The organism is Pantoea deleyi, from assembly GCF_022647325.1.
Lineage (GTDB): Bacteria > Pseudomonadota > Gammaproteobacteria > Enterobacterales > Enterobacteriaceae > Pantoea > Pantoea deleyi.
In genome coordinates this window covers 1229126-1255306 of record NZ_CP071405.1, presented here as the reverse complement: position 1 = coordinate 1255306, position 26181 = coordinate 1229126, and the positions used below count along the sequence as shown (strand labels likewise).

At 60.0% G+C, this 26181-nt stretch carries 26 protein-coding genes; 4 read left to right on the top strand and 22 right to left on the bottom strand.

What is annotated here, in order from left to right:
• Positions 1-29: 29 nt before the first annotated feature.
• Complete coding sequence (yfcD, locus tag J1C59_RS06070) at positions 30-554, bottom strand: NUDIX hydrolase YfcD (RefSeq protein ID WP_128084694.1); 525 nt, start codon at positions 552-554, stop codon at positions 30-32.
• 108 nt (positions 555-662) lie between these two features.
• Positions 663-1304, bottom strand: coding sequence for a glutathione transferase (gene yfcF, locus J1C59_RS06065; protein WP_140916970.1), 642 nt, complete (start codon positions 1302-1304; stop codon positions 663-665).
• A 183-nt stretch (positions 1305-1487) separates the two neighbouring features.
• Between yfcF and J1C59_RS06060 the strand changes: the two genes are divergently transcribed.
• Positions 1488-2384 carry a TIGR01777 family oxidoreductase gene (locus J1C59_RS06060; RefSeq protein WP_128084695.1) on the top strand — a complete coding sequence of 299 codons (897 nt, stop codon included), beginning with the start codon at positions 1488-1490 and terminating at the stop codon, positions 2382-2384.
• A gap of 31 nt (positions 2385-2415) precedes the next feature.
• On the opposite strand, the gene J1C59_RS06055 is transcribed toward J1C59_RS06060, so the two are convergent.
• From J1C59_RS06055 to dalD, 3 genes are read right to left on the bottom strand one after another with little or no spacing between them, the layout of a single operon-like run.
• The gene (locus J1C59_RS06055; RefSeq protein ID WP_128084696.1) at positions 2416-3696 is read right to left on the bottom strand and encodes an MFS transporter; all 1281 of its coding nucleotides are present in this window, start codon (positions 3694-3696) and stop codon (positions 2416-2418) included.
• Positions 3697-3723: 27 nt separating this feature from the next.
• A complete protein-coding gene (gene xylB / locus J1C59_RS06050; RefSeq protein ID WP_128084697.1) occupies positions 3724-5193 on the bottom strand; it encodes a xylulokinase in 1470 nt (489 codons plus the stop codon).
• A gap of 2 nt (positions 5194-5195) precedes the next feature.
• The gene (gene dalD / locus J1C59_RS06045; protein WP_128084698.1) at positions 5196-6584 is read right to left on the bottom strand and encodes a D-arabinitol 4-dehydrogenase; all 1389 of its coding nucleotides are present in this window, start codon (positions 6582-6584) and stop codon (positions 5196-5198) included.
• 195 nt (positions 6585-6779) lie between these two features.
• On the opposite strand from dalD, the gene J1C59_RS06040 reads away from it, so the two are divergent.
• Positions 6780-7727: a sugar-binding transcriptional regulator gene (locus J1C59_RS06040; RefSeq protein ID WP_128084699.1), complete on the top strand. Its 948-nt coding sequence runs from the start codon at positions 6780-6782 to the stop codon at positions 7725-7727.
• A gap of 114 nt (positions 7728-7841) precedes the next feature.
• Here J1C59_RS06040 and hisP read toward each other — a convergent pair whose 3' ends face one another.
• The 15 genes from hisP to J1C59_RS05965 all read right to left on the bottom strand — a co-directional run bounded on the left by hisP (position 7842) and on the right by J1C59_RS05965 (position 22048).
• A complete protein-coding gene (gene hisP, locus J1C59_RS06035; RefSeq protein WP_128084700.1) occupies positions 7842-8615 on the bottom strand; it encodes a histidine ABC transporter ATP-binding protein HisP in 774 nt (257 codons plus the stop codon).
• A gap of 8 nt (positions 8616-8623) precedes the next feature.
• Positions 8624-9340: an ABC transporter permease gene (locus tag J1C59_RS06030; protein ID WP_128084701.1), complete on the bottom strand. Its 717-nt coding sequence runs from the start codon at positions 9338-9340 to the stop codon at positions 8624-8626.
• Positions 9333-10022, bottom strand: coding sequence for a histidine ABC transporter permease HisQ (locus J1C59_RS06025; RefSeq protein ID WP_128084702.1), 690 nt, complete (start codon positions 10020-10022; stop codon positions 9333-9335). The genes J1C59_RS06030 and J1C59_RS06025 overlap by 8 nt, the downstream gene beginning before the upstream one ends.
• Before the next feature lie 158 nt (positions 10023-10180).
• Positions 10181-10963, bottom strand: a complete 783-nt coding sequence (gene argT / locus J1C59_RS06020) for a lysine/arginine/ornithine ABC transporter substrate-binding protein ArgT (protein ID WP_111140458.1) — start codon at positions 10961-10963, stop codon at positions 10181-10183.
• A 259-nt stretch (positions 10964-11222) separates the two neighbouring features.
• Entirely contained in the window at positions 11223-11792 is a 570-nt protein-coding gene (locus J1C59_RS06015; RefSeq protein WP_128084703.1) for a UbiX family flavin prenyltransferase, read from the bottom strand.
• A gap of 112 nt (positions 11793-11904) precedes the next feature.
• Positions 11905-13422 (bottom strand): amidophosphoribosyltransferase, encoded by a 1518-nt coding sequence (purF, locus tag J1C59_RS06010; protein ID WP_111140456.1) that lies wholly within the window; start codon positions 13420-13422, stop codon positions 11905-11907.
• Between the two features lie 37 nt (positions 13423-13459).
• Positions 13460-13945, bottom strand: coding sequence for a colicin V production protein (gene cvpA, locus J1C59_RS06005; RefSeq protein ID WP_111140455.1), 486 nt, complete (start codon positions 13943-13945; stop codon positions 13460-13462).
• Between the two features lie 264 nt (positions 13946-14209).
• On the bottom strand, positions 14210-14989 hold the full coding sequence (dedD, locus tag J1C59_RS06000) for a cell division protein DedD (protein ID WP_140916971.1): 780 nt from the start codon (positions 14987-14989) through the stop codon (positions 14210-14212).
• Positions 14979-16247, bottom strand: a complete 1269-nt coding sequence (gene folC, locus J1C59_RS05995) for a bifunctional tetrahydrofolate synthase/dihydrofolate synthase (protein ID WP_140916972.1) — start codon at positions 16245-16247, stop codon at positions 14979-14981. The genes dedD and folC overlap by 11 nt, the downstream gene beginning before the upstream one ends.
• A 94-nt stretch (positions 16248-16341) precedes the next feature.
• Positions 16342-17256 (bottom strand): acetyl-CoA carboxylase, carboxyltransferase subunit beta, encoded by a 915-nt coding sequence (gene accD, locus J1C59_RS05990; protein ID WP_111140452.1) that lies wholly within the window; start codon positions 17254-17256, stop codon positions 16342-16344.
• Between the two features lie 144 nt (positions 17257-17400).
• Complete coding sequence (locus tag J1C59_RS05985) at positions 17401-18063, bottom strand: DedA family protein (protein WP_128086017.1); 663 nt, start codon at positions 18061-18063, stop codon at positions 17401-17403.
• 29 nt (positions 18064-18092) lie between these two features.
• A complete protein-coding gene (gene truA / locus J1C59_RS05980) occupies positions 18093-18896 on the bottom strand; it encodes a tRNA pseudouridine(38-40) synthase TruA (RefSeq protein ID WP_128086016.1) in 804 nt (267 codons plus the stop codon).
• Positions 18897-18898: 2 nt separating this feature from the next.
• Positions 18899-19906, bottom strand: coding sequence for an aspartate-semialdehyde dehydrogenase (locus J1C59_RS05975; protein WP_128086015.1), 1008 nt, complete (start codon positions 19904-19906; stop codon positions 18899-18901).
• Between the two features lie 171 nt (positions 19907-20077).
• Positions 20078-21211: a 4-phosphoerythronate dehydrogenase PdxB gene (gene pdxB / locus J1C59_RS05970; protein ID WP_128086018.1), complete on the bottom strand. Its 1134-nt coding sequence runs from the start codon at positions 21209-21211 to the stop codon at positions 20078-20080.
• Between the two features lie 57 nt (positions 21212-21268).
• On the bottom strand, positions 21269-22048 hold the full coding sequence (locus J1C59_RS05965; RefSeq protein ID WP_128086014.1) for an AraC family transcriptional regulator: 780 nt from the start codon (positions 22046-22048) through the stop codon (positions 21269-21271).
• A gap of 97 nt (positions 22049-22145) precedes the next feature.
• Between J1C59_RS05965 and J1C59_RS05960 the strand changes: the two genes are divergently transcribed.
• Positions 22146-23045 carry a DMT family transporter gene (locus J1C59_RS05960; RefSeq protein WP_128086013.1) on the top strand — a complete coding sequence of 300 codons (900 nt, stop codon included), beginning with the start codon at positions 22146-22148 and terminating at the stop codon, positions 23043-23045.
• On the opposite strand, the gene J1C59_RS05955 is transcribed toward J1C59_RS05960, so the two are convergent.
• Positions 23026-24414: a sensor histidine kinase gene (locus J1C59_RS05955; RefSeq protein ID WP_128086012.1), complete on the bottom strand. Its 1389-nt coding sequence runs from the start codon at positions 24412-24414 to the stop codon at positions 23026-23028. The genes J1C59_RS05960 and J1C59_RS05955 overlap by 20 nt on opposite strands.
• The gene (gene tctD / locus J1C59_RS05950; protein ID WP_128086011.1) at positions 24405-25076 is read right to left on the bottom strand and encodes a transcriptional regulator TctD; all 672 of its coding nucleotides are present in this window, start codon (positions 25074-25076) and stop codon (positions 24405-24407) included. Before tctD ends, J1C59_RS05955 begins: the two co-directional genes overlap by 10 nt.
• Positions 25077-25196: 120 nt before the next feature.
• Between tctD and J1C59_RS05945 the strand changes: the two genes are divergently transcribed.
• The gene (locus J1C59_RS05945) at positions 25197-26177 is read left to right on the top strand and encodes a tripartite tricarboxylate transporter substrate binding protein (RefSeq protein ID WP_128086010.1); all 981 of its coding nucleotides are present in this window, start codon (positions 25197-25199) and stop codon (positions 26175-26177) included.
• Positions 26178-26181 lie beyond the last annotated feature (4 nt).

Genomic DNA, 26181 nt, shown 5'->3' with positions numbered 1-26181 from the left:
CGCCCGGTCACCCGACCGGGAGCGTTCACTCAGGCGCGGTTTTCGCCGTTGCGGCTCATCCAGAGTGACAGCGCTTTCAGCGAGTCGTCGGTGAACTCGTCACAGCGGGCGGTGATCTCATCGGGCGTCATCCAGATAATCTCATCCACTTCCGACTCCTGCATGGCGAAAGGTCCGTGCGAAACACAGCTGAACAGACCGCCCCAGACGCGGCAGTGCTGATCTTCGAAGTAGAATTTGCCATGCTCGGCAAACGGCACCGCGGCGATCCCCAGCTCCTCTTCCGCTTCACGGCGCGCAGATTCCAGCATATCTTCACCGCTCTGCACCACGCCGCCTGCGGTCGCATCCAGCTTGCCCGGCATAAAATCTTTTATCTCTGTGCGGCGCTGCACCAGAATCTTGCCCATACCGTCATGAACCACGATATAGGTGGCGCGATGACGCAGACACTGAGCACGCATCTGCGCTCGTGACGCCTGAGCAACGACTTCATTCTCTTCGTTTACGATATCGACCCACTCGATGCCGTCACCCGCCGTTTCATCCACCATCAGTAACCCTTTCCAGTTTGGCGTACACCTGGGTACGCAGTTTGCCACGTCGTTATTTTTATGTGGCGTAAGGTAATCACTTCCGCCAGCCTGAGCAAGCCCTGGCGCTTACCGATTTTTACCACTTTCTGCTAACCACAGCTGTACCGAGGCTCGCTGCCACTGAAACTCAGCATAATGCCGAAGACGATCGGGCAAGGGATCCCCATGCAGGACCAGCCGGTTGAGCATCACCGCCAGATCGGTATCGGCAATTGACCACTCACCGAACAGGTTCTGCTGTCCGTCCGGCAGCAGGCGCCCGACCGCCGTAACCAGTTTATCCACCGCCTGCTGCGCTGAGGCCGTCAGCGGCGCAAAGCGCTCTCCGGCAAACAGCACCTCGGTCGGGCGCTCCTGACGGATCCAGAGGAAGTCACTGCGCAGCCAGGCCTGGATTTCCCGGGCGCGGGCGCGCTTCTCACGATCGCGGGGATAGAGGCGCTCAAACTCGGGTGCCGGAAAGCGCTCTTCAAGGTATTCGGTAATCGCCGAGGATTCGCTTAACAGAAAGGTGTCGATCTGCAGCGTCGGAACCCGGCAGGTCAGCGACAGCGCGCGATACGCCTCGGCATATTGCTGATTCTGAGACAAATCGACGCGTTTAAGCTGAAAGGGGATCCCTTTCTCGGAGAGGGCAACATAGGCCGACATGGCATAAGGACTGAAAAATGATGAATCTGACCACAGGGTGATGGGCGGATAATTCATCGGTTACCTCAATTGGCTGTCAGGGTTGCATCATGTTTACCGATTTTTTTTTGGGAAGGCAACGCCGGGCTCATCCGATCTCTGCCGCCGGAATGAAGAAAGCGCGACGCGACGCACGATAGAGTGGCACGACTCTTCTATGCTGAAAGGTGCAAATAACAAAAACATCAAGGGAGCCGCAACATGCACATTCTCATTACCGGTGGCACGGGACTGATTGGCCGCCACCTGATTCCGCGCCTGCAGCAGCTGGGGCATCAGATCAGCGTGGTGACGCGGGATGTGGTCAGCGCGCGGGAGAAACTGGGCGATCAGGTCGCGCTCTGGTCCGGTCTGGCACAACAGCCGAACCTGGATAATATCGATGCAGTAATTAATCTGGCGGGCGAACCGATCGCCGACAAACGCTGGACGGAGCCGCACAAGCAGCAGCTGTGCGAGAGCCGCTGGCAGATCACCGAGCAGATCGTTTCCCTGATCAACGCCAGCACTACGCCGCCCGCCGTGCTGATCTCAGGATCGGCGACCGGCTATTATGGCAATACCGGCGATCTGGTGCTGACGGAGGAGGATCAGGGACACGACGAGTTTACCCATCAGCTCTGCGCCCGCTGGGAGCAGCTTGCGCTGGCGGCGGAGAGCGAACGCACCCGCGTCTGCCTGCTGCGCACCGGCGTGGTGCTGGCCCGTGAAGGCGGCGCGCTCAGCAGAATGAAACTGCCCTTTAAGCTGGGGATCGGCGGCCCGCTCGGCAGCGGCAAGCAGTATATGCCGTGGATCCATCTGGACGACATGGTCAACGCCATTCTCTGGCTGCTGGATCATGAGGATCTGCGCGGCCCGTTCAACATGGTCGCGCCCTACGCGGTGCGCAATGAGCAGTTCGCCGCCACGCTGGGCCGGGTAATGCATCGTCCGGCCTTTATGCGCACGCCGGCCAGCGCCATTAAGCTGATGATGGGAGAGTCGTCGGTTCTGGTGCTGGGCGGACAGCATGTGCTGCCAAAGCGGCTGGAAGCCTCTGGTTTTGGCTTCCGCTGGTACGATCTGCAGGAGGCGCTACAGGATGTCGCAGGCTAAATGCGGGCGGCGCTGAGCCGCCCGCATTTCATCAGCTGCGCTGCTCCGCGACCGGTGACTTGATGGCCTTTTCGTCACGCGTGTGCCCCGGTTGGGGCACACGAATGATAAAGGTCAGCACGCCCGCAAACACATACAGCGCCGTATAGGCCCAGACCACACCGACAATGTCGAAGAACGGCAGGATAACCGAGGCGATAGCCGGAGCCACAAAGTTACTCAGCCCGGCAGAAAGGTTGTAAATCGAGACCGCGGCGCCCTTGTGATGCGGCTCCAGCGTCGGAAACACGGCGGTCATCGGGACAAAGGCGGCGACAAAGATCCCCAGCATGACCGCAGGGATTAACGCGACCCAGAAGTTATGCCCTGCATAGAGCGGCAGGTAATAAAAGGTCAGGCTGGAAATCGCCATCCCCAGGCAACCGAACCAGCGCACCTGACGGATCCAGCCCAGCTTCTCGCCCGTGAGACCCCAGAAAATATTCGTGAAGATGGTGACAAAGAAGAACACCGCCCAGATCTGCAGCCATTCGGAAATGGAGAAGCCAAGCCGATCCACAAACAGCAGCGGCATGACAATCGCGAAACCAAACAGCGACAGCGTATTGATGATGCGGATCAGGCAGGCATAAAACACATGCTGATTGGTGAACAGGATCGTCACGGCGCGCCCCATCTCTGTCATCTTGTCACGCATCGGCAGATTCACACGGGAGCGATCCACGGGCACACTGCGCAGGCTGAACCAGGCGAGGATCCCGCCACAGGCCACCCAGATGATCGCCAGCCAGAGCGTTCCGGTTTCCCCCAGCATCGGGATGGTGAGGCTGGGCAGGTAGCTGCCCACCACGCCGATGCCGACAGAATACATCGCCCAGAACCAGCCGGTCGCCGCCGCCAGTTTTTCGCGCGGCAGCACCTGCACCAGCATCATCATAAACGAGTAGATAAACAGCGGATAAGCCAGTCCGCGAATGCCGTAGAACAGCACCATCAGCGGATAGTTACGCAGACCCAGCCCCAGCGACATAAACAGCGCGTGCATCACAATCCAGAGCACAAAGCCAATCATCATCGCACGCAGCGGCGTGATCAGCTCGGCGACCACGCCCGAGGCCCAGGCCGCCACCGCAGCCGCTAAGCCATAGAAGGTGAAAACGACCGCCGACTGCGCGGGCGTAAAGCCCATATCGGTGATATGACGCGACAGAAACGCCATTTCAAAGCCGTCGCCCGCCATGAAGATGGCGATAGCGAGGAAGCCCCAGAACATCTTTTTCGGTAAGCCAAACCAGTATTCGTTCGATTGCATCACAATTACCTTCTGTCTGGTTAGTCGTTATACAGGCAGCAAGCTGCGCACCTGCTGTTGCTGGATATAGAGTTCCCGGAACAGACGCAGCCGCTGTTGCAGCCAGGCGCCCCGCGTCTCGTCCGGCTGATAGCGGGCCTGTACAGGCGGCTTCAGGCAGACCTCATGCTCAGCGCCGCCGTCGGCCAACCACGCTAAACGTGCCGCACCCAGCGCGCCCGACGCGCTGGCCGGATGGGTCACAATCGGCAGTTGCAGCACATCGGCGATCAGCTGTGCCCATAGTGTGCTGCGTGCTCCACCCCCGGTCAGGCTGCATTGCTGAATGCGAGGCGTGGTATCGCCGAGCACCTTCAGGCCATCGGCCAGGCCGAACGCCACGCCTTCTGCTACCGCATAGCCCAGCAGAGCGCGCGGCGTCTCATGGCGCAGATTGAAGAAAGAACCGGCGGCGTCAGGATCGTTGTGCGGCGTGCGTTCACCCGACAGATAGGGCAGGAAAACCGGCGCGCTGCGCAGTTGCGCCTCGCTGAGCTGCGCCATCTCCTCCATCAGCTGGCTTTCGCTGACGGAGAGCAGGTTGCACAGCCAGCGCAGGCAACTGGCGGCGCTGAGCATCACGCTCATCTGATGCCAGCGGCCCGGTAACGCATGGCAAAAGGCGTGCACTCCGCGTTCAGGATCGGCCTGCAGGCGATCGTTGACGACAAAGATCACCCCGGAGGTCCCCAGTGAGATAAAGGCATCACCCGGATTCACCGCCCCTACGCCGACCGCAGAGGCGGCATTGTCGCCGCCGCCGCCCGCCACGGTGACCGCAGCAGGCAGGCCCCACTCGCTCGCCAGTGTCGGATCCAGCCGTGCGCTGATGGCGCTGCCCTCCACCAGTTCAGGCATCCGGTCGCGCGTCAGTCCGCTGATGGCCAGTAGTTCGTCCGACCAGTCACGCCGGGCGACATCGAGCCACAGCGTGCCGGCAGCATCCGAAGGCTCACTGAAAAAGTGCCCGGTAAGCCGCCAGCGCAGGTAATCTTTCGGCAGCAGAACCTTGTCAATGCGGCTGAAAATATCCGGCTCATGTTCCGCGACCCAGTGCAGTTTTGGCAGCGTGAAGCCGGGCATGATCATGTTGCCGCTGATGTCGGTGATCCGGGGATGGCTCGTCTGCAGTCTTTCACACTGCGGGGCACTGCGCGTGTCGTTCCAGAGGATACAGGGGCGCAGCACCTTCCCTGCATCATCCAGCAGCACGGCCCCGTGCATCTGTCCCGAGAGCCCAATCGCACGGATCTCAGCCCACGCCTGAGGAAACTGATGCCGTAATGCAGCCAGAACCTCGCTGCACGCCTGCCACCAGCGTTCAGGATCCTGCTCTGCCCAGTGAGGATGAGGACGCTGCACGCTCAGCGTCGCGTGCTGCGAGGCGACAATCTCACCCTGCGTATCAATCATCAGCGCTTTAAGCTCTGAGGTGCCGATATCTATGCCGAGATACATGATTACACCGCCGCCAGTTCAGGCTGTTTCAGCCACTGCTGCAACCGCACAACCGTGCGGGTCACCAGTGCGTGGAAAGCCTTATCAGAGGCCAGCTCCGCAAACAGCGCACGATCGCTCAGGAATGCAGCGAGCGGATCGGCGCTGGCGAACTGCCTGCGCAGCGTATCGGCCTGAAGCGCACCGTCCTGATAGGCATAGGGCAGATCGTCACTGGCCCATCGCTGCATAAACAGGAAGAACAGCGCCGGGATCACCGCCGTGGCGGCAGGCTGCGTGCCACGCTGGTAGCATGCCTGCAGAGTGGGCGTCACCATGCCGGGAATTTTGGACAAGCCGTCGGCACCGACGCGCTGATTGGTGTCTTTGATGTAAGCATTACTGAAGCGGGCCAGCACCACGTCGCGATACTCCGCTAAATCCAGCGGGCTGGGCGACAGGCAGGGAATGACATCCTGAGTTACATAGTCGTGAGCCAGTTGATAAATCGCCGGATGGCGTGTGCTCTCATCGATATAGTTCAGACCAATCAGCGTACCGGCCCAGGCGATTGCGGCGTGTGTCGCGTTGAGAATGCGAATTTTCGCCTCTTCCCACGGCAGCACCGATTCCACTAGTTCAGCTCCAACCATCTCCAGCGCCGGACGTCCGGCAATAAAATCATCCTCAATGACCCACTGAATGAAGGATTCGGCCATCACGGCGGCGCCATCCTGTTTACCGGTCGCCGCCTGCACGCGTTCGGCCACGTCCGGGGTCGGACGCGGGGTAATGCGATCGACCATGGTATTCGGTGAGCGGGTTCGGGAGCGCACCCAGTCGGCCAGTCCGCTATCGCCTTTGGCCATCAGAAACGTCAGGAAAGCCTCGCGGAAGCGCTCGCCGTTGTGGCGCAGATTGTCACAGTTCAGCAGCGTCACCGGCGCACCGCCCTGCGCCACGCGCTGCGTCAGAATCCGGCTGAGCGCGCCGTAAAGCGTGCGGGTATCGCCACCCAGATCGGCCTGCACATCCGCATGTGCGAGATCCAGGGTAAAGGCGGGGGTCAGGTAGTAACCCGCTTCGGTGACGGTAAAGCTGATGACACGCGTTTCCTCGCGCGCGCCCTGCTCACTCAGCGCATGCAGCTCACTGTCCCAGGGCAGAATCCTGCGCAGCGAGGTGATGGTTTCGTAGTCGCGCCTGCCGTCAGGCGTCACGGTTTCCAGCACATACTCGCCCTGCTGCGCCGTGAGCTGATTAAGCAGCGGCACCGCGTCATTGCGGATATTGCCGAGTGCGATGCCCCAGCTTTCGTCACCCTGCTCACGCAGCTTGTGCAGATACCACGCCTGATGTGCCCGATGAAAAGATCCCGCGCCGATGTGCATCCACACTGATTGGTCGTTCATATTCGCCTCATTTAAACATTTGCCACAACGAAGGGCATTTGCCCGATGGCGTTAAGCATAGTGCCCATGACGCCGATCCATCTGCGAGCCATGTCACAAATAATACATTTGCTCTTTTATAGGGCTTTTGCTCAGTTGGTGCTTTTCCTCCCGCGTGGCGGTAAGATGTTCTCCCGAATTCGACGGAACAGCGTGATGAGCAGAGAAGAAAAAAAGCAGGAGCTGGCCGCACGTGCCGCATGGATGTATTACGTCGCGGGCGTGACGCAGCAGGAGATCGCGCAGGCACTGGGACTGTCGCGCCAGGTCGCGCAGCGTCTGGTTTCCAGCGCACGCGAAATGGGTATGGTGAACGTGAAGATCGATCATCCCGTCACACACTGCCTTCAGCTGGCGCGTGAGGTGCAGGCGAAGTTTGGTCTGGATTTATGCCGCGTCGTGCCATCGGCCAGCCTGAATGATGAGGCTATCCAGCAGATGCTGGCCGTCGAAGGCGCGGCCGTGATGACGCAGTTCATCAATGAGGAAACGCCGCAGGTGTTTGGAATTGGCTCCGGCAAAACCCTCAGGTCCATGATCGATGCGCTGCCCTGGGTTGAACGCCCGCAGCATCATTGCGTTTCCATGATTGGCGCCATCGCGCGGGATGATTCCGGCACACGCTATGACGTGCCGCTGAAGATGGCCGAAAAGATGCAGGGCAAGTATTTCTTTATCCCTGCGCCGCTCTACGCCGATACGCCGCAGGACAAAGCGATGTGGGTGCAGCATAAGGTCTATCAGCGCGTCATCGATCGCGCCTTACAGGCGGACGTGGCCTTTGTGGGTATCGGAGAAGTGATGCCGGGCTGTCCGTTAAACGCCGAGGGATTTATTACCGATGCGCAGGTTGCGGCGCTGAACGGGCGCGGCGTGGTGGGCGAAATGCTCGGACACTTTTTCAATCAGCAGGGTGAACGGGTGTGGGGAGAAACGGATGCGCTGCTGACCAGCGTGCAGCTGGAAAGTCAGACGCAGCGCAAAATCATCGGCTTCGCAGGCAGCGAGCGTAAGTATCCGGCCATCCGTGCCGCTTTGCAGGGCGGCTGGATATCGGGACTGGTGACGGATGAGGATACGGCGCTGAAGCTGCTGCAGACGTGATCGCCCGGCGTCGGGGCAGCCCGGGACGCATAAATCCTGCCACCGCCCGGACGCGGCGCGCAGGGCACATCACGCCCGTGCCCTGCTGCCCTCACCGTCACGCTCTGCCAGCGGTTACTTCAGCGACCCTTTCAGGAACTGCTGCAGACGCGGGCTTTTCGGGTTACCGAACACCTCCGCAGGCGGTCCCTGCTCTTCGATTTTGCCCTGATGCAGGAAAATGACATGGCTGGAGACGTGACGGGCGAACTCCATCTCATGGGTAACAACCACCATGGTTTTGCCCTCTTCTGCCAGCTTCTGCATGATGCGCAGCACCTCTCCGACCAGTTCCGGGTCCAGCGCGGAGGTCGGTTCGTCGAACAGGAGCACTTCCGGCTCCATCGCCAGCGCGCGCGCAATCGACACACGCTGCTGCTGCCCCCCCGACAAGTGCACCGGATACTTCGCCTGCGCGCGCGCATCGATGCCCACCTTATCCAGATAGCGAATGGCGCGTTCACGGGCGTCCGCTTTGCTCAGCCCCAGCACCTGAATCGGCGCTTCCATCACGTTCTCCAGCACCGTCATGTGGCTCCAGAGATTGAAGTGCTGGAACACCATGGTCAGGCTGGTGCGTAGCGCCCGCAGTTGCTCTTTGTCAGCCACTTTGAGCTGACCATCTTTGTCGCGAACCAGCGTAATCTGCTGGTTGTTGACCACAATCGTGCCCTCACTCGGTTTTTCGAGGAAGTTGATGCAGCGTAAAAAGGTACTTTTCCCTGAACCGGACGAGCCAATGATACTGATCACATCGCCCGCCTGAGCCGTCAACGAGACCCCTTTCAGCACTTCATGTTCACCGTAACGCTTATGCAGTTCGGTGACGCTTAATTTATTATCAGCCATAGTTCTACTCAATGCGATGAAGAGGGTTTCACGTGGGCCAGCCAGCGGCGCTCCGCCAGGCGGAACAGGCTGATCAACACGTAAGAGATAATCAGATAGAGCACAGCCGCCAGCCCGAAGGCGGTAAACGGCTGATAGGTCGCGGAGTTAATATCCCGCGCGATTTTCAGCAGATCCGGCACCGTGGCGGTAAAGGCCAGCGCCGTGGAGTGCAGCATCAGGATCACTTCGTTGCTGTAAACCGGCAGCGCCGTCCGCAGCGCCGAGGGCAGGATAATGCAGCGATAGAGTTTAAAGGTGGAGAAGCCATAGGCCCGCGCCGCTTCGATCTCGCCGTGGGGCACCGAACGAATCGCTCCGGCAAAGATTTCCGTGGTGTAGGCGCAGGTGTTGAGCGTAAACGCGAGCAGCGTGCAGTTCAGTCCGCTGCGGAAAAAGGCGTTCAGCAGCTCCGTGCCTTTGACAATTTCCAGCGTATACATGCCGGAGTAGAAGACCAGCAGCTGCACATAGAGCGGCGTACCGCGAAACACGTAGGTAAACAGCCAGACCGGAAAACTGATAAAGCGGTTAGGTGAAACCCGCGCTATCGCCAGCAGAATCGCCAGACATCCGCCCAGCGTCACCGACAGGATCAGCAGCCACAGGGTGATGGCGACGCCGGTAAACCGGTAGCCGTCGGTCCAGAGCAGCGATTTCCAGTATTCCTGAATGATATCAATCATAACTTGCCCTCTTCACGCCGACGGTATAGCGCCGGTTCAGCCACCACAACACGCCGTTGGAGAGAGTGGTAAACACCAGATAGATCACACCGGCCACAATGGCGAAGTAGAACGGCTGCCAGGTGCTTTTGCCCGCCAGCTGGGTCGCCTTCACCACATCCTCCAGCCCCAGCAGCGAGACCAGTGCGGTGGCTTTCAGAATGACCTGCCAGTTGTTGCCGATCCCCGGCAGCGCGTAGCGCATCATGGCCGGGAACAGAATGCGGCGGAACACCTGCGCGCCGGTGAAGCCGAACGCGGTGGCCGCTTCGATCTGCCCTTTCGGCACCGCCATAAAGGCTCCACGGAAGGTTTCGGTAAAGTAGGCACCGTAGATAAAGCCGAGCGTGATGATACCGGCGACCATCGGGTCGATATCAAACTGCGCCATGCCCAGCGCATCGGTAACCTGGTTGAGGACAATCTGCAGACCGTAGAAGATCAGCAGCATCAGTACGAGGTCCGGCACACCGCGAATCAGCGTGGTGTAGCCTTCAAAGACGAACGCCAGTGGCCGGTTGCGTGACAGTTTTGCGCCAGCGCCTATCAGGCCCAGCAGCACTGCCAGCAGCACAGAGGTCAGCGCCAGCTCCAGCGTCACCAGGGTGCCCCGAAGAATTACATCAGAATAGCCATACAGCATCGAGAGGGTCCTGTCGTGGGGTGAAAACGAAACGCTGCCCGCCAGCGTTCGACGGGCAGTTTAGCTCTATCTCGTGGTTGCAGATACCCTCTGCCCCGACCGAAGCGGCTCAGGCGGGCAGAACGGCGCACTGCACAGCGGATAAAGCGACAGGATGGTTAGTCGCCGTACACATTAAAGTCGAAGTATTTCTTCGCAATCTTGTCGTAGGTGCCATCTTTGCGCATCTCGGTAAACGCTTTATCGATGGCCGCTTTCAGTTCGCTGTCATCTTTACGCAGTCCCATGCCGGTGCCGACGCCAAAGATCTTGTCATCTTTCACCGCCGGGCCCGCGAACGCATAGTTCTTACCGACCGGCTGCTTCAGGAAACCTTCACTGGCCTGCACTTCATCCTGGAAGGCCGCATCGATACGCCCGGCATTCAGATCCTGATAGACCAGATCCTGGTTCGCATAAGGCGTGATGGTCACGCCTTTTGGCCGCCAGTTCTCGTTGGCATAGGTTTCCTGGGTGGTGCCCTGCAGCAGACCGATATTTTTCCCTTTCAGCGACTCGATGGTCGGCTCGATCTTAGAGCCTTTCGGTGCCACTAAACGCGCATTTGCCGCGTAGAGTTTCTCTGAGAAGGCGATCTCTTCCTGACGTTTGGCGGTGATGGAGAGTGAGGAGATGATGGCGTCAATTTTCTTCGCTTTCAGCGACGGGATCAGCGCATCGAAGTCACTTTCCACGTAGGTACACTGGGTATGAATGCGTTTACAGATTTCGTTAGCGAGGTCGATGTCGAAGCCCACTAACTTGCCTTGCGCGTTTTTCGACTCAAACGGTGGGTAAGTTGGATCGGTACCGATACGGATGGAACCCGGCACCGCCGCAAAAACGCTGGCAGCACTGGATAAGCCCAGCATCAGGGAAAGAGCCAGAACACGCTTTTTCATAGATTACCCTCAAGTAAAGTGCTTTTTGTTATGTGGTTCGTGATGTGTTTGCGCAAATTAATCTGCATGTTTCATGCCAGTTCTGCAAGCAATCCACGCAGTTAGCGTGACGTCAGACCGGGGAAAACGCTGTGTTTGTGAGGGGAATATAGCAGCGAAGTAAAAGAGAAAAAGCGACGTTGTTAACTTTTGGTGCATCAAATGCACGAAGAGTGATCCGTGGCGCGCTTATGCACTAAATAAGTGCGCCAGCGGAACTTTATGCACCCTGCCAGCGCGTGAAAAGATCTTCCGGCAATTCAATATCGAACTGGTCGATGACCCGGTTCACGGTCTGATCGATCAGCTGGTCGATGGTCTCAGGGCGATGATAAAACGCCGGCACGGGCGGCATGATAATCGCGCCCAGCTCTGCCGCGGTCGTCATCATCCGCAGGTGTCCCACGTGCAGCGGAGTTTCCCGCACGCACAGCACCAGCTTGCGCTGCTCTTTCAGTACCACATCAGCGGCGCGGGTCAGCAGCGAATCGCTGTAGCTGTGTACGATGCCCGACAGCGTTTTCATCGAGCAGGGTAAGATCGCCATGCCCAGGGTTTTAAACGAGCCGGACGAGATGTTTGCTGCAATATCGCGCACGTCATGCACCACATCGGCCAGTGCCTGCACATCGCGCACCGAATAGTCGCTCTCCAGCCCCAGGGTCTGACGCGCCGCGTTGCTCATGACCAGATGCGTTTCCACCCCTTCCACCTGCTGCAGCACCTGCAGCATGCGCACGCCGTAGATCACCCCGCTTGCGCCAGAGATGCCAATGATGAGTCGTTTCATAGTCCAACCTTATGTCTGCCAGTGCGCCATCATACGCGGCCAGCGGGATTCTGAAAACAAACAGGGCGGGATTGCTCCCGCCCTGCTCTATGCGACCCGGCTCAGTACCGCATCAGCCTTCGTTGTGCAGCTCAAGGTTCTCGACCTCGTTCTGACGCTGCAGCGCTTTGGCATCATCGTTACGCAGCGATTCGAGATACTCCAGATACTGCTGATCGACATCTTTGGTGACGTAGACGCCGTTAAACACGGAGCACTCGAACTGTGCAATCTCCGGGTTCTCTTCACGCACCGCCTCGATCAGATCGTCCAGGTCCTGGAAAATCAGCGCATCGGCTTTGATCAGCTGACGAATCTCTTCCACTTCACGACCGTGTGCGATCAGTTCGGTGGCGCTCGGCATATCGATACCGTAGACGTTCGGGAAACGGATCTCCGGGGCCGCAGAGGCCAGATAGACCCGTTTCGCGCCCGCTTCACGCGCCATCTCGATAATCTGCTCGGAGGTGGTGCCGCGTACGATCGAGTCATCCACCAGCAGCACGTTTTTATCACGGAATTCGGCGCGGTTCGCGTTGAGCTTGCGGCGCACCGCGCTGCGGCGTAACTGCTGGCCTGGCATGATAAAGGTCCGGCCCACGTAGCGGTTCTTCACAAAGCCCTGACGATAGGGTTTGTCGAGGATACGGGCAATTTCCAGCGCGATATCGGTTGAGGTCTCCGGAATCGGGATCACCACATCGATATCAAGATCTTCCCATTCGCGGGCAATCTTCTCGCCCAGCTTGGTCCCCATGCGGACACGGGCGCTGTAGACCGAGATTTTGTCCAGGAAGGAGTCTGGACGGGCAAAATAGACATATTCGAACAGGCACGGATTGCTCTTCGGGTTTTCCGCACACTGGCGGGTCGAGAGCTGGCCCTGCTCGGTGACATAGACCGCTTCGCCGGGTGCCACGTCACGAATGAACTCAAAGCCCAGCGTATCCAGCGCCACGCTCTCGGAGGCGACCATATATTCGGTGCGGCCATCCGCGATGACGCGCTTACCCAGCACCAGCGGACGGATGCCGTTCGGATCGCGGAAGGCGACCATACCGTGACCGATAATCATTGCGACGACGGCGTAGGCGCCACGCACCTGCTGATGCAGGGCGGCGACCGCCGCAAAAATGTTGTCGGCTTCCAGCGGGTCGTTCTGGAAACGGTCTAACTCCTGCGCAAAGATATTCAGCAGGATTTCAGAATCTGATGTGGTGTTAACGTGACGACGGCCCTTTTCGAACAGGTGCTTACGCAGCACATGGGCGTTAGTCAGGTTACCGTTGTGCGCCAGGGTAATACCATACGGCGAGTTTACGTAGAAAGGTTGCGCTTCAGAGGCACTGGAGCTTCCCGCTGTGGGATACCGCGCGTGACCAATCCCCATGTTGCCCTGCAGACGCTGCATGTGGCGTGCTTCGAAAACGTCGCTGACGAGGCCGTTTGCCTTTCGCAGGCGAAAACATTTCAGCGCATCGATAGTACAAATGCCTGCGGCATCCTGCCCGCGGTGCTGGAGCACCGTTAACGCGTCATAGATCGACTGGTTGACCGGCATGAAACCGGTGATACCGACAATACCGCACATGTTGTCATTTCCTCATTAAGCCGCACTCCCGGTCACATCACCGGGGTAAAAAACTCGACGTGCTTTTCAGGTAATCAAAAAACCACCTGATGATATAACTGAACTCGGGAATGAGTTGGGACTGCTGCCAGTCCGGACTTCTGGAAAAGCCAGTGAATGTATCAAGGAAGAACAGCAAAGCGGCTACGATCAGCACACCCCGCAACGCCCCGAAACAGACGCCCAACACCCGGTCGGTTCCCGACAGGCCGGTTTTTTCCACCAGCGAGCCGATAACGTAGTTCACGATGGCTCCCACAATCAGGGTCGCCACAAACAGCACACCGATGGCGATACCGTTACGAACCAGTTCGTCGTCAAAACCTGTAAACCAGACTGCAAGGTAGGCGTAGTAATGACTGGCGACAAAAAACGCGCATCCCCAGGTAACGAGAGATAAGGCTTCCCGGACAAACCCGCGAACGAGGCTGACCAGAGCCGAAAAACCAACTACCGCAATAATGACGTAATCAATCCAGATCATGAACTTTTCCAGCGCCAGTGCAATTGCACCCCTGCATCCAGTTCGGGGCGCATTCTAACAGAAAAAGAAAACGTTTGCGTAGCGGTTTTCTTTTTCTGCATCCATAAAAAGGGCGATGAAAAAAAAGACCATCGCCCGGTTGATTTTCAGCCAGACAGTCCGTTGAAAATCTTCATATTTTCAGACCAGAGACCGGCTTAACCGGTGAATCTGGCGGCGCAAAGACGCGGCCTGTTATTGCTATCGGCAGCGTCGATGAACGCGTTAACGAGCGCTGTAAGGCTTCACGACGCCGCCCAGCCCTGAGATGCTTTTCAGCTCGCCCACCGCACTCTGCATTTTGGCTTTCGAGGCATCCGGTCCCACATAAATGCGGGTGATCTGACCCTGTACCGGCGTGGAAGGCACGGTAAAGGCGCGGTAGCCCGACAGCCGCAGCTGCGCAACGATCTCATTGACTTTGCTCGCGTTCTTCAGCGCCCCCAGCTGTACAACGTAAGCCTGCCCTGCCGGGGCGGTGCTCTCGGCGGCTTTCGGCGGCTCTTCCTGCTTCGGCTGTTCCACCACTTTCGGCTGCTCGACCGGCTTCGGTTTAGGCTGCTCCACCGTTTTTGGCTTCTGCTGCTCAACCGTTTTCGGTTTCGTCTGCTCGGTCACTTTCGGCTTGCGCGTCTCTTCCGTTTTCGGCTTCGTTACCGTCTGGGCAGGCACAGACTGATGCACCGGCGGCGGCGACACAACGGCCGGCTCGCTCTCTTCCTCAGGCTGCGTCCGTCCCTGCTCCGCCGTGGCGCTGGCCATGCCGCCGTTGCTGCTGCTGACGGCACTGCCCGCGCCTTCCGGCGGCTGAGCCGGCAGGGACTGCGTGACCGGCGGCACCATCTCGCTGTCCTGCTGATCGTCGGGTTTCGGCACCAGCGGAATGGCGGCGAACTCCTCTTTGTAATGCTTCTTCTGACCATCCAGCAGCCCGGGCAGCACAATCACGCCCACGGCAACCAGAATAACGGTACCGACTAAACGGTTCTGAAACTTACTTGCCACGTCCTTTCTCCGTTTCAATCGATTCCATGACCTGTGCCACGGTGTGGAATGAGCCACAGACCAGCACAATATCCTGCGGCACGGCGCGCTGGCGCGCCTGCTGCCAGGCAAGCTCAACCGAGCCAAACGCCTCGCCCTGCGGCAGCGCGTCCAGCAGCTGCTCAGCCGTGGCGCCGCGTGGCCCCTCCAGCGGCGCGCAGTACCAGGCATCGACGACCGGTGCCAGCGCCGCCAGCGTTCCGGCGATATCTTTATCATGCAGCATACCCACGACGGCGTGCACATTGCCGCGTTTCGGCAGGGCCGCCAGCCGCGAGGCCAGATAGGTCGCCGCGTGCGGATTGTGAGCGACATCCAGAATCACGCGCGGTGACTCGCTGAAGGTCTGAAAACGCCCCGGCAGCATCGCCAGCGGCAGGCTGGCGCGGATCTGCGCCTCGCTGACCGTCAGCCCGGAAACCCGCAGCGCCGCCAGCGCGGTCGCCGCATTTGGCAGCGGCACCTGCGGCAGCGGCAGATCGTTCAGTTCACCGATCGCATCGCGCAGCGACCAGCTCCCGGCCTGCGCATGCCAGGACCAGTCAGTGTTGCGCTGGAGCAGCTGCGCGCCCTTTTCCTGCGCGACGCGGGCAATGCTCTGCGGCATATCGGCTTCGCCGACGACGGCAGGCTTTCCGGCCCGGAAGACACCAGCCTTCTCGCGCCCGATGCTTTCGCGATCCGGGCCAAGCCAGTCGGTGTGATCCAGCGCGATGCTGGTGATAACGGCGACATCGGCATCCACGATATTGGTGGCATCCAGCCGTCCGCCCAGCCCCACTTCCAGGATCACCACATCGAGCTGCGCCTGACGGAACAGGTTCAGCGCCGAGAGCGTGCCAAATTCAAAGTAGGTCAGTGAGATATCGCCACGCCCGGCCTCGATCTCCGCGAAGCTGGCGCAGTGCTGCGCCTCGCTCAGCTCCTCACCCTGCACCCGGACACGTTCGGTGTAGCGCACCAGATGTGGCGAACTGTAGACGCCCACGCGATAGCCTGCGGCGATCAGCAGCGTTTCCAGTGTGCGACAGGTGGTGCCTTTGCCGTTGGTGCCGGCCACGGTGAAGACGAAAGGGGCGGGTTTCAGCAGGTCGAGACGGTGTGCAACCTGACGAATACGGTCCAGACCCAGTTCGATGGCCTGAGTATGCAGGTGCTCAAGATAATAAAGCCACGTGGCCAAAGGCGACGTGGCTTGAGGAAGGTGAAGATTGTCCATATGTCCCGTTTTGCTTATTGATACCCGTCAGACTGATGCTGCGGTATACGGTGCATTGGTAAGAGGCACGACGGGCGTGCCTCTCTATCTCCTGTCAGGCCTCGTTGCTTTCCGATTCAGTCGTCGCAGGAACGGACTGTTCACCGTCATGCAGCGGTGCCGGCAGGTTCATCATTTTTGCCAGCAGGCTCGCCAGTTTGTAGCGCATTTCCGGGCGGCGAATGATCATGTCGATCGCGCCCTTCTCAATCAGGAACTCACTGCGCTGGAAGCCCGGCGGCAGTTTTTCACGGACGGTCTGCTCGATAACGCGTGGACCGGCAAAGCCGATCAGCGCTTTCGGTTCCGCCACGTTGAGGTCGCCCAGCATAGCAAAACTGGCTGAAACGCCGCCCATGGTCGGGTCGGTCAGCACAGAAATGTAAGGCAGACCGCGCTCCTGCATTTTTGCCAGCGCCGCACTGGTTTTCGCCATCTGCATCAGCGACATCAGCGCTTCCTGCATACGGGCGCCACCACTGGCGGAGAAGCAGATCAGCGGGCAGTTATCTTCCAGCGCCTGCTCAACGGCACGGACGAAACGGGCGCCGACCACAGAGCCCATTGAACCGCCCATAAAGGCAAATTCAAAGGCGGCCGTCACAACCGGCATGCCGTGCAGCTGACCTTTCATCACGATCAGCGCATCTTTCTCGTCGGTCGCTTTCTGCGCCGCAACCAGACGATCTTTATACTTTTTCGAGTCACGGAACTTCAGCAGATCTTTAGGTTCAAGTTCACTGCCAAGCTCAACCATGGTGCCCTGATCGAGGAAACTGCCGAGGCGTTCACGGGCATGCATACGCATGTGGTGGTCACACTTCGGGCAGACCTCAAGATTGCGCTCCAGTTCAGCGCGGTAAAGCACCTGACCACAGCTGTCACACTTCGTCCACACCCCTTCCGGGATGCTAGCTTTGCGCGCAGGCGTCGTGGTGCTTTTATTAAGAATGCGTTCAATCCAGCTCATTGATGACCTTTCTGTTTAAAACTGACCTGGTCCAGTCGTCTTGATACTGCTGAAAACCGCTTCAGCAGACGGTAAATGTCGCTCATTAAACCACAACCTGTTCAGACTGTGGATAAAAATCTGGTCTTACCCCTGAGCGATTCGTTATGGCAGCTTCTGCTGCTTAGCCTGACGGCGATGACGCCAGACTTCGATCACACCGGGCAGAATCGAGACCAGGATAATGCCCACAATCAGCAGCTTCAGGTTTTCCTGTACCACCGGCAGATCGCCAAACAGGTAGCCGGCATAGGAGAACAGCAGCACCCACAGCAGCGCACCCGTAACGTTGAAGAGCGCGAAGTGGCGATAGGACATATGGCCCATGCCGGCTACAAACGGCGCAAAGGTCCGGACGATCGGCACAAAACGCGCCAGGATAATGGTTTTTCCGCCGTGACGGGCGTAGAACGCATGGGTTTTATCCAGATAGCTGCGACGGAATATCTTCGAGTCCGGGTTACTGAACAGCCGCTCGCCGAAAAGACGGCCAATGGTGTAGTTCACCGCATCACCCAGCACCGCCGCCACCACCAGCAATGTCACCATCAGGTGCACATTGAGGTCGTTACCCGGCAGCGCCGCCAGCGCGCCCGCCACAAACAGCAGCGAGTCACCCGGCAGGAACGGTGTGACCACCAGTCCGGTTTCGCAGAACAGAATCAGGAACAAAATAGCGTAAATCCAGACACCGTACTGCGCAACCAGTTCGGCAAGATGCACATCAATGTGCAAAATAAAATCAACCAGAAAATGGAGAAACTCCATAGCGCGCCCTTTAAAGTCCTGAAAGTGAATTAATCCGCGAGGAACAACGGTCCCATCGGCGGCTGTGGTAACGCAAAGTGCGACGGATAATCCACCGCCACCAGGTACAACCCTTCTGCCCGGGCGGTGGCGGCGGCTAATGTCCGATCCTTCGCCGCCAGCAGCGTTGCCATCCATGACTCCGGCTGATTGCCGCAGCCTATCTCCATCAGGCTGCCCACGATATTGCGCACCATGTGATGCACAAAGGCGTTGGCTTTGATATCCACAATCACGTAAGCGCCCTGGCGCGTCACGTTGAGGTGAATCACGTTGCGCCACGGCGTGCGCGACTGACACTGCACCGCGCGGAATGAGGTGAAATCATTCTCGCCCAGCAGGCACTGCCCGGCGCGATGCATCTTCTCCGCATCCAGAGGATGGTAGAAGTGCGTCACTCCCTTCGCCAGCACCGCCGGACGCAGACGCTGATTGTAGATCAGGTAGCGATAGCGTCGCGCTGTGGCGCTGAAGCGGGCATGAAACGCGTCCGGCACCGCCTTTACCCAGCGAACCGCAATGTCCGGCGGCAGATTGGCATTAACGCCCAGCGTCCACGCCCCATCCGGCCGCTGCGAGGTGGTTTCGAAATGCACCACCTGCCCGGTTCCGTGCACGCCCGCATCGGTCCGGCCCGCGCAGAAAATGCTGACCGGATGATCGGCCACTTTCGACAGCGCGCGTTCCACCTTCTCCTGCACGCTGCGGACTTCATTCTGACGCTGCCAGCCATAGTAGTGGCTGCCGTCATACTCGATGCCGAGCGCCAGTTTGTGCGTCTGACCTTCTGACATGGTTACAGGTACTCCTGAACCAGTTTCTCAGCGGTTTTCACCGCCATCAGCGCGCCACCAAAGCGAATATTGTCCGCCACAGACCAGAACTGCAGCAGCTCCGGGATACCGTAGTCGTTGCGCACGGAGCCGATGCTCAGCTCACCATTGCCCGAGGCATCCGTTACCGGTGTCGGCACTTCATCCTCTTCGCTCAGACGAATATCTGACGCCAGCGCCAGTTCGGCGCGCGCTTCCTCCGCCGAGAGCGGACGCAGGTTTTCGATGTGAACAATCTGCGCATTACCGTAGAACACCGGGGCCTGCACGCTGCTGACCGCAATCGGTAAGCCTTCGTCCTGCAACACCTTACGCACCTGATCGATCAGACGGCGTTCACTCTCTACGCTGCCTTCGGCATCGGCCTGCTGGGGCATCAGGTTAAAGGCCAGCTGGCGCCCAAAATGGTGCTCATCAGTCGGAATGCCGTTCAGCAGACGGGCACTTTCACCCGCCAGCGCATCCACGGCCACTTTGCCGTAGCTGGAGACGGAAAGCAGGTTCGTCACCTGCAGACGCCCCAGACCCGCCGCATCCACCAGCGGTTTAATGGCGGTCAGCAGCTGGCTCACCAGATTATCGGCCACGCTGATGATGTTGCGATTGCGATAGTCCGCCAGCACGTGCGGGTTCACATCCGGCACCACCAGTGGCACATCCGGCTCCAGCGCAAACAGCTCACTGCTGTCGATCACCAGACAGCCCGCGTTGGCGGCGTCATCGGCATAGCGCGCCGAAGCCTCACGTCCCGCCACGAAAAAGGCCAGCTGCGCCTGTGACCAGTCGAATGACCCGGTATTTTCGACCCGCAGCGTGCGGCCTTCGAAGCGCTTCGTTTCGCCTGCGCTGTTCTCGCTGGCCAGTAAATATAATTCACCAACCGGGAACTGGCGTTCCGCCAGCAGTTCCAGTACAGCGTTCCCTACTGCGCCTGTCGCGCCAAGTAGCGCAATATTCCAGCCGTCAGACATGTTGGTTTACTCCAGACAATGACATAAAAACAGAAGGCGGTGATATTCACCGCCCGGGGATTCAGATTTATCCCCCCTTTAACCCGCCGCCCGATCGGGCGTCAGCTCGGCGCACCGCAGCCTTTCCAGCTGATTCCGTATGGAAACGGTCAACCGGGCACGCAGCAGGCGTTATTCAGGGGAGAAGAGTGCGTTAAAGCCCAACTGGTTCAGCATTCCGGCCGTGGCGGCATCATCACAGTTTACCTGCAGCGATGACCACTCGCGGCGCTCCTGATACTGCTTGCGCAGGCGATCAAACTCACCGGGTTTTGCCGCCACTTTACGCAAGGGGGCATCATCGCGGCGCACATCATACACCAGATGCGCCAGGCGTTTCAGCGTTGGCTGATCCAGCGGGCCATTCAGGGTGACCTCACTGAACTCCGGCACTGGCAGTAAAGTGCTGAGCGGCACCTGCTGCGGCTGACCGATAAAGTCGCACCAGGCTTCGAACACCTGGGTCGTGCCACGCGCCTTGCCTTCCAGCGTGTAGCCCGCGATATGGGGCGTGGCGATATCGACCTTGTCCAGCAGCGCCAGCGAGAGATCCGGCTCCGGCTCCCAGACATCGAGCACCACGCTCAGATCGTGGCGCATGTTCAGCACCTCCAGCAGGGCGGCGTTGTCCACCACTGCGCCGCGGCAGGCGTTGATCAGGATGGTATTGGGTTTCAGCCCCATCAGCAGCGCCGCATTGGCCAGATGCCAGCTCCGGTAAGGGCCCTCTTTGAACAGCGGCGTGTGGAACGTCAGGATATCAGCCTGCGCGGCCACGGCGTCCAGCGACAGGAACTCGCCTTCATCACCGCGGTCGGCGCGCGGGGGATCGCACAGCAGCGTCCGGATGCCCCAGGCTTCGAGCCGCTTTTGCAGCCGCCCGCCGACGTTACCGACGCCGACAATGCCGACGGTACGGTCGCGCAGCTGGAAGCCGTCGCGTTCTGCCAGCAGCAGCAGCGCGGAGAAGACATACTCCACCACCGCAATGGCGTTACAGCCGGGCGCGGCGGAGAACGCTACGCCTGCCCGCTGCAGCCCGGCCTCGTCGACATGATCGGTGCCTGCCGTGGCGGTGCCGACAAACTTCACCGGCGTGCCCGACAGCAGCGCCTCATTGACCTGGGTGACGGAGCGCACCATCAGCCCCTGGGCGTCGGCCAGCTCTGCCACCGGCAGCGGACGCCCCGGTACCGCGACCACCTCGCCGGTCCGGCTGAACAGCTCACGGGCATACGGCATATTTTCATCGACCAGAATTTTCACCACGGCTTTTCCTGTCAGTTACATATGAGGGGGATTATTCTGGCACAAAGCGGCCCGTTAGCCTAACCGCGAACGGTAGCGATCCGGCGTGGTGCCCGCCTGCTGCTGGAACATCACGATCAGCGCCGAAGCGGAGCTGTAGCCCAGTTCCCAGGCGATACTCTGCACGCTTTCGCCCTGCTCCAGCAGCCCGATGGCACGCAGAAAGCGCAGCCGCTGCCGCCACTCGCCAAACGTCATATTCAGGTGCTGCTGACAGCGCCGGGCCAGCGTCCGCTCGGTGGTGAAGACCCGCGCCGCCCAGCCCGCCAGCGTGGTGTTATCGCCCGGACAGGCCTCCAGCGCATGTAACACCGGCGCGAGGAACTTATCCGTGGAGGTGGGCAGATAGCTCTCCTGCACCTGCGCCAGCTGCAGCCGGTCGCGCAGCACCTCGCACAGTCGCCACTGCGCGTCGGTTTCGGGCTGTTCAAGATGCTGTTCCGCGAAGGTATCCATGATGGCGTGCGCGATCGGATCGACCAGCATCAGGCAGGCGCGCGTCGGCAGTTCGCGACACAGCGAAGCGGCCAGATTAAAGGTCCGGAACTGGGCCTGACGGTGGTTATAGCTGCTGTGCTGCTGACCCGGCGGGATCCAGACCGGAATATCTGCCGGTGTCAGCAGCCGCTCCCCTTCGACCTGCATCTCCAGCACATGACTCTTCACCATGATCAGCTGGCCCCAGGCATGCGCATGCGGCAGATACTCGGTGCGGGCGTTGGCCTGCTCATAACGCATAAAGTAGCGTAGCTGCGGCGCATCCGCCGGCGGCTGATAGGTGACTTTCTGGCTCATTCTGTCCGCCCGGTGATTTATTTTGTCCGATATTAACTATCTGGATAAATCCGGACAAGCGTACACTGCGCATCTTTACCGTGTCCGGAGCGTCAGCATGTTTTTCCTTTATCCGCTTGTGGCGGTAGTGATCTGGTCGATCAACTCGATTGTCAGCAAACTTTCGGCCAGCGCGATCGATCCCTCGGCGATCTCATTCTATCGCTGGCTGCTGGCACTGCTGGTGCTGACGCCGTTTGTGCTGCCCGGCGTCTGGCGCACGCGTCAGGCGATTAAGCCGCACCTGTGGCGGCTGGCCATGCTCGGCCTGCTGGGCATGGCGCTCTATCAGAGCCTGGCCTATTACGCCGCACACAGCGTCAGCGCGCTCTTTATGGGGATCATTGGTGCGCTGATCCCGCTGCTTACCGTGCTGCTGAGCGTGGTGATCCTGCGGATTGCGCCGACGCTCGGGATCCTGCTCGGCAGCGTGATCTCCTTTACCGGTCTGGTGTGGCTGGTGAGCGAGGGTAACGTCACGCAGTTGCTGAGTCAGGGGCTGGGCAAGGGAGAACTGATGATGCTGGCCGCCTCGGCCGCCTATGCGCTCTATGGCGTGCTGACCCGCCGCTGGGCGCTGCCGCTGCCGATCTGGCACAGCCTCTACGTGCAGATTTTCTTTGGTGTGCTGCTGTTACTGCCCGGCTTCCTGCTGGCGCCGACGGTCGCCCTGAACCTGCACAACCTGCCGCTGGTGCTGTTTGCCGGCCTGTTTGCCTCGATCATCGCACCCTTTTTGTGGATCCACGGTGTTCAGCGTCTGGGTGCCAGCACCACCAGCATCTTTATGAACCTGATCCCGCTGTTTACCGCCCTGATCGCCGTGCTGTTTCTGCATGAGCATCTGCACAGCTACCACTGGATCGGCGGCGGTCTGACGCTTGCCGGGGTGATCCTGGCGCAGCGGCTGCGCACGCCCCTCACCCGGCGAAAGGCGGTCAGCCTGAATCAGCTGTAAACCGTACCGTAACCCGCAGCCCGCCCAGCTGCGGGCTGCGATCCAGCTGCATGGTTGCGCCGTGCCAGGCACAGATATCCTGCACCAGCGCCAGGCCGATACCGGCTCCCGGCTGCATGCCCGCATTGTCCAGCCGCTGAAAAGGCTGTAGCGCCTTCAGATGCTCTGCTCCCTCAATGCCCGGCCCGCTGTCCTCGATTTCCAGCCCGCCCGCCACCACCCGTGCAGTGACGATGCCGTGACAGGGGGTATATTTAATCGCGTTGTCCAGCAGGTTGGCGCACAGTTCGCCCAACAGTACCCCGTCGCCCCTGACCAGGCTGCTCTCTTCCCCTTCATAGCCCAGATCAATCTGCCGGGTGCGGGCCGCCGTATAGCGGCTGAAGCAGGCGTCGCGCACAATGGCCGCCAGATCCACCTGCGCCATCGGTTTGTCCTCGCCGTGACGCGCTTTGATACGGGCCAGCTGCAACAGCCGATCGGTCAGGATAATGGTCTCATCCAGCGTATGCCGCATGCCGAGCAGGCTCTCCTGCCAGGCTTCGGGCCGTTCACTGCTGAGCGCGACGCTGACCTGGGTTTTAAGGATGGTCAGCGGCGTGCGCAGCTGGTGCGCGGCGTCAGCACTGAAACGATCCTGGCGCGCCAGCAGCCCCCGCAGCCGGGCAAGATAGCGGTTAAAGGCGATGATCAGCGGCTGCAGTTCCGACCAAGGCAGCGAGGGAAGTGGCGTTAACTCGCCACCGTCGCGCTGCAATACGATGCGCGACAGCCGCCGCAGCGGGCGCAACACCCGGCGCAGCATCAGGCCCGCCAGCAGCAGCGTCATCAGCACCAGACCGCTCTGGCTGATCAGCGCGGTGCGCATCAGCCCGCGGGCAAACTCCTGCCGGGAGTGAACGGTTTCGGCCACCAGCACCAGCGCCATGCCATCCACCCCTGACTCGCTTACCGGCTGCCAGAGCGCCGCAACCCGGATACGTTGCTGGTGATAGCGGCCGTCATAGAAGTGCACCAGCGCCGGATAGGCGGCCGACATTTTGCTGGTGATGGGAATCGGCGGCAGATCGTTGTAGCCGGATAAGGTTTTGCCTTCCGGGGAGATCACCTGGTAGAAGAGCTGGTCGTTCATGTTGCGCTCGAAACTGTCGAGCACGACCCAGGGCACGTCCACCTCCAGATGCTGCCGCCGCACCACCAGCCGCTCCGCCACCGTCCGCGCGGACGCCAGCAGCGAGCGATCGTAGGCCTGATTCGCGGCCGCCAGCCCGCTCTGATAGTGGGTATAGACCGAAAGCGCCCAGAGCAACAGCAGCGGCAGGCCAAACCAGGCCAGCAGCTCACCCCGCAGCGAATGCGTCAGCCGCATGGCAGCGTTTCCAGGCTGTAACCCAGCCCGCGCAGCGTCACAATCGCCACATCGCTGCCCGCCAGTTTTTTTCTGACCCGGTGCACGTAAAGCTCGATACTCTCCGGGCTGGCTTCATCCGCCAGGCTGAAGGTCTGCTCATAGAGAAACTGCCGGGAGACCGGCCGGCCATGACGCTGCATCAGCGTCGTCAGGACGCTCGATTCGCGCGGGGTCAGCGCCAGCGGCCTGTCGGCCAGCAGGAAATAGCCCTCGCTGTCCAGCCTCAGCTGGCCCAGCGACTGATTCTGCGTGGTCTGGCTCTGGCTGCGCCGCAGCAGCGCCCGTAGCCGCGCTTCCAGCTCATCCAGCTCAAAGGGTTTGGTCAGGTAGTCATCCGCGCCCAGGTTCAGGCCACGCACCCGGTCATCCAGCGCGCTGCGCGCGGTCAGCAACAGCACCGGCACGCTCTGGCCCCGCCGCCGCAGCCGGGTCAGCACCTCCAGGCCATCGATCCGTGGCAGAGAGACATCCAGCACGACCAGCGCATAGGCTTCACATTGCAGGGCGTGATCGGCCGCCACGCCATCCGCCACCCAGTCAACCGCAAACCCTTTTTGCGTCAGCGCCTTCTGCAGCCAGCGCGCCAGGTCAGCCGTATCTTCCACCAGTAAGAGACGCATATCACATCCTGTCATTAAATCCGGTCCCTGAAAGGTAAATGAAAGGTGGCTGTTTTAACAATTCGATAACGCTGATGTTTCAGCAGCAATCACACTCTGGATGAATGAATGGAGCCTGCAATGAAAAAATTAATGCCTGCCGCCCTCGCCACCACCCTGCTGACGCTGATGGCGACGCATGCCATCGCCGAAGAGGGGCCGGGCCGCACCGAATGTATCGCGCCCGCGAAACCCGGCGGCGGTTTTGATCTGACCTGCAAACTGTTGCAGGTCTCACTGCAGGAAACCGGCCAGATTAAGACGCCGATGCGCGTCACCTACATGCCCGGCGGCGTCGGCGCGGTCGCCTATAACGCCATCATCGCCCAGCGTCCGGCCGAGGCGGGCACCGTTGTCGCCTTCTCCGGCGGCTCGCTGCTCAACCTCTCTCAGGGCAAGTTTGGCCGCTATACCGTTGACGACGTGAAGTGGCTGGCGGCCGTCGGCACCGATTACGGCATGGTGGCGGTGCGTGAAGATGCGCCGTGGAAAACCCTGGGTGAGCTGATGGCGGCCATGAAAGAAGATCCTACCAAAGTGGTGGTGGGTGCCGGGGCGTCAATCGGCAGCCAGGACTGGATGAAGACCGCGCTGCTGGCACGCGAAGCCGGTATCGATCCCCGCAAGATGCGCTATGTCGCCTTTGAGGGCGGCGGTGAGCCGGTGACGGCGCTGCTCGGCAACCATATTCAGGTGGTCTCCGGTGACATGAGTGAGATGGTGCCGCACCTGCAGGGCGGCAAAATGCGGGTGCTGGCCGTGATGTCCGATCAGCGTCTGCCGGGCCAGCTGGCGGAAGTACCGACCGCCAAAGAGCAGGGTTTTAACATCGTCTGGCCGGTGATCCGCGGCTACTACCTCGGTCCGAAGGTCAGCGATGCCGATTATCAGTGGTGGGATGAGGCGTTCAAAAAGATGGTCGGGACGCCGGAGTTCAAAAAGCAGCGCGACATGCGCGGACTGTTCGAATTTAACCTGACCGGTCAGGCGCTCGACAGCTACGTGAAGAAGCAGGTGGCGGATTACCGTGAGCAGGCTAAATCCTTTGGCCTGGCCAAATAACGGG

Excerpts from the sequence above, each read along its gene's own strand:
- J1C59_RS05960 (WP_128086013.1), top strand. The coding sequence starts at position 22,146 with ATGTTTTTCCTTTATCCGCTTGTGGCGGTAGTGATCTGGTCGATCAAC.
- hisP (WP_128084700.1), bottom strand. The coding sequence starts at position 8,615 with ATGGCTGATAATAAATTAAGCGTCACCGAACTGCATAAGCGTTACGGT.
- yfcD (WP_128084694.1), bottom strand. The coding sequence starts at position 554 with ATGGTGGATGAAACGGCGGGTGACGGCATCGAGTGGGTCGATATCGTA.
- truA (WP_128086016.1), bottom strand. The coding sequence starts at position 18,896 with ATGTCAGAAGGTCAGACGCACAAACTGGCGCTCGGCATCGAGTATGAC.
- cvpA (WP_111140455.1), bottom strand. The coding sequence starts at position 13,945 with ATGATCTGGATTGATTACGTCATTATTGCGGTAGTTGGTTTTTCGGCT.
- tctD (WP_128086011.1), bottom strand. The coding sequence starts at position 25,076 with ATGCGTCTCTTACTGGTGGAAGATACGGCTGACCTGGCGCGCTGGCTG.
- J1C59_RS06040 (WP_128084699.1), top strand. The coding sequence starts at position 6,780 with ATGAGCAGAGAAGAAAAAAAGCAGGAGCTGGCCGCACGTGCCGCATGG.
- J1C59_RS06015 (WP_128084703.1), bottom strand. The coding sequence starts at position 11,792 with ATGAAACGACTCATCATTGGCATCTCTGGCGCAAGCGGGGTGATCTAC.
- dalD (WP_128084698.1), bottom strand. The coding sequence starts at position 6,584 with ATGAACGACCAATCAGTGTGGATGCACATCGGCGCGGGATCTTTTCAT.
- J1C59_RS06055 (WP_128084696.1), bottom strand. The coding sequence starts at position 3,696 with ATGCAATCGAACGAATACTGGTTTGGCTTACCGAAAAAGATGTTCTGG.
- J1C59_RS05945 (WP_128086010.1), top strand. The coding sequence starts at position 25,197 with ATGAAAAAATTAATGCCTGCCGCCCTCGCCACCACCCTGCTGACGCTG.
- folC (WP_140916972.1), bottom strand. The coding sequence starts at position 16,247 with ATGGACAATCTTCACCTTCCTCAAGCCACGTCGCCTTTGGCCACGTGG.
- J1C59_RS05965 (WP_128086014.1), bottom strand. The coding sequence starts at position 22,048 with ATGAGCCAGAAAGTCACCTATCAGCCGCCGGCGGATGCGCCGCAGCTA.
- J1C59_RS05955 (WP_128086012.1), bottom strand. The coding sequence starts at position 24,414 with ATGCGGCTGACGCATTCGCTGCGGGGTGAGCTGCTGGCCTGGTTTGGC.
- yfcF (WP_140916970.1), bottom strand. The coding sequence starts at position 1,304 with ATGAATTATCCGCCCATCACCCTGTGGTCAGATTCATCATTTTTCAGT.
- J1C59_RS05985 (WP_128086017.1), bottom strand. The coding sequence starts at position 18,063 with ATGGAGTTTCTCCATTTTCTGGTTGATTTTATTTTGCACATTGATGTG.
- argT (WP_111140458.1), bottom strand. The coding sequence starts at position 10,963 with ATGAAAAAGCGTGTTCTGGCTCTTTCCCTGATGCTGGGCTTATCCAGT.
- J1C59_RS05975 (WP_128086015.1), bottom strand. The coding sequence starts at position 19,906 with ATGTCTGACGGCTGGAATATTGCGCTACTTGGCGCGACAGGCGCAGTA.
- J1C59_RS06060 (WP_128084695.1), top strand. The coding sequence starts at position 1,488 with ATGCACATTCTCATTACCGGTGGCACGGGACTGATTGGCCGCCACCTG.
- xylB (WP_128084697.1), bottom strand. The coding sequence starts at position 5,193 with ATGTATCTCGGCATAGATATCGGCACCTCAGAGCTTAAAGCGCTGATG.
- accD (WP_111140452.1), bottom strand. The coding sequence starts at position 17,256 with ATGAGCTGGATTGAACGCATTCTTAATAAAAGCACCACGACGCCTGCG.
- purF (WP_111140456.1), bottom strand. The coding sequence starts at position 13,422 with ATGTGCGGTATTGTCGGTATCACCGGTTTCATGCCGGTCAACCAGTCG.
- J1C59_RS06030 (WP_128084701.1), bottom strand. The coding sequence starts at position 9,340 with ATGATTGATATCATTCAGGAATACTGGAAATCGCTGCTCTGGACCGAC.
- J1C59_RS06025 (WP_128084702.1), bottom strand. The coding sequence starts at position 10,022 with ATGCTGTATGGCTATTCTGATGTAATTCTTCGGGGCACCCTGGTGACG.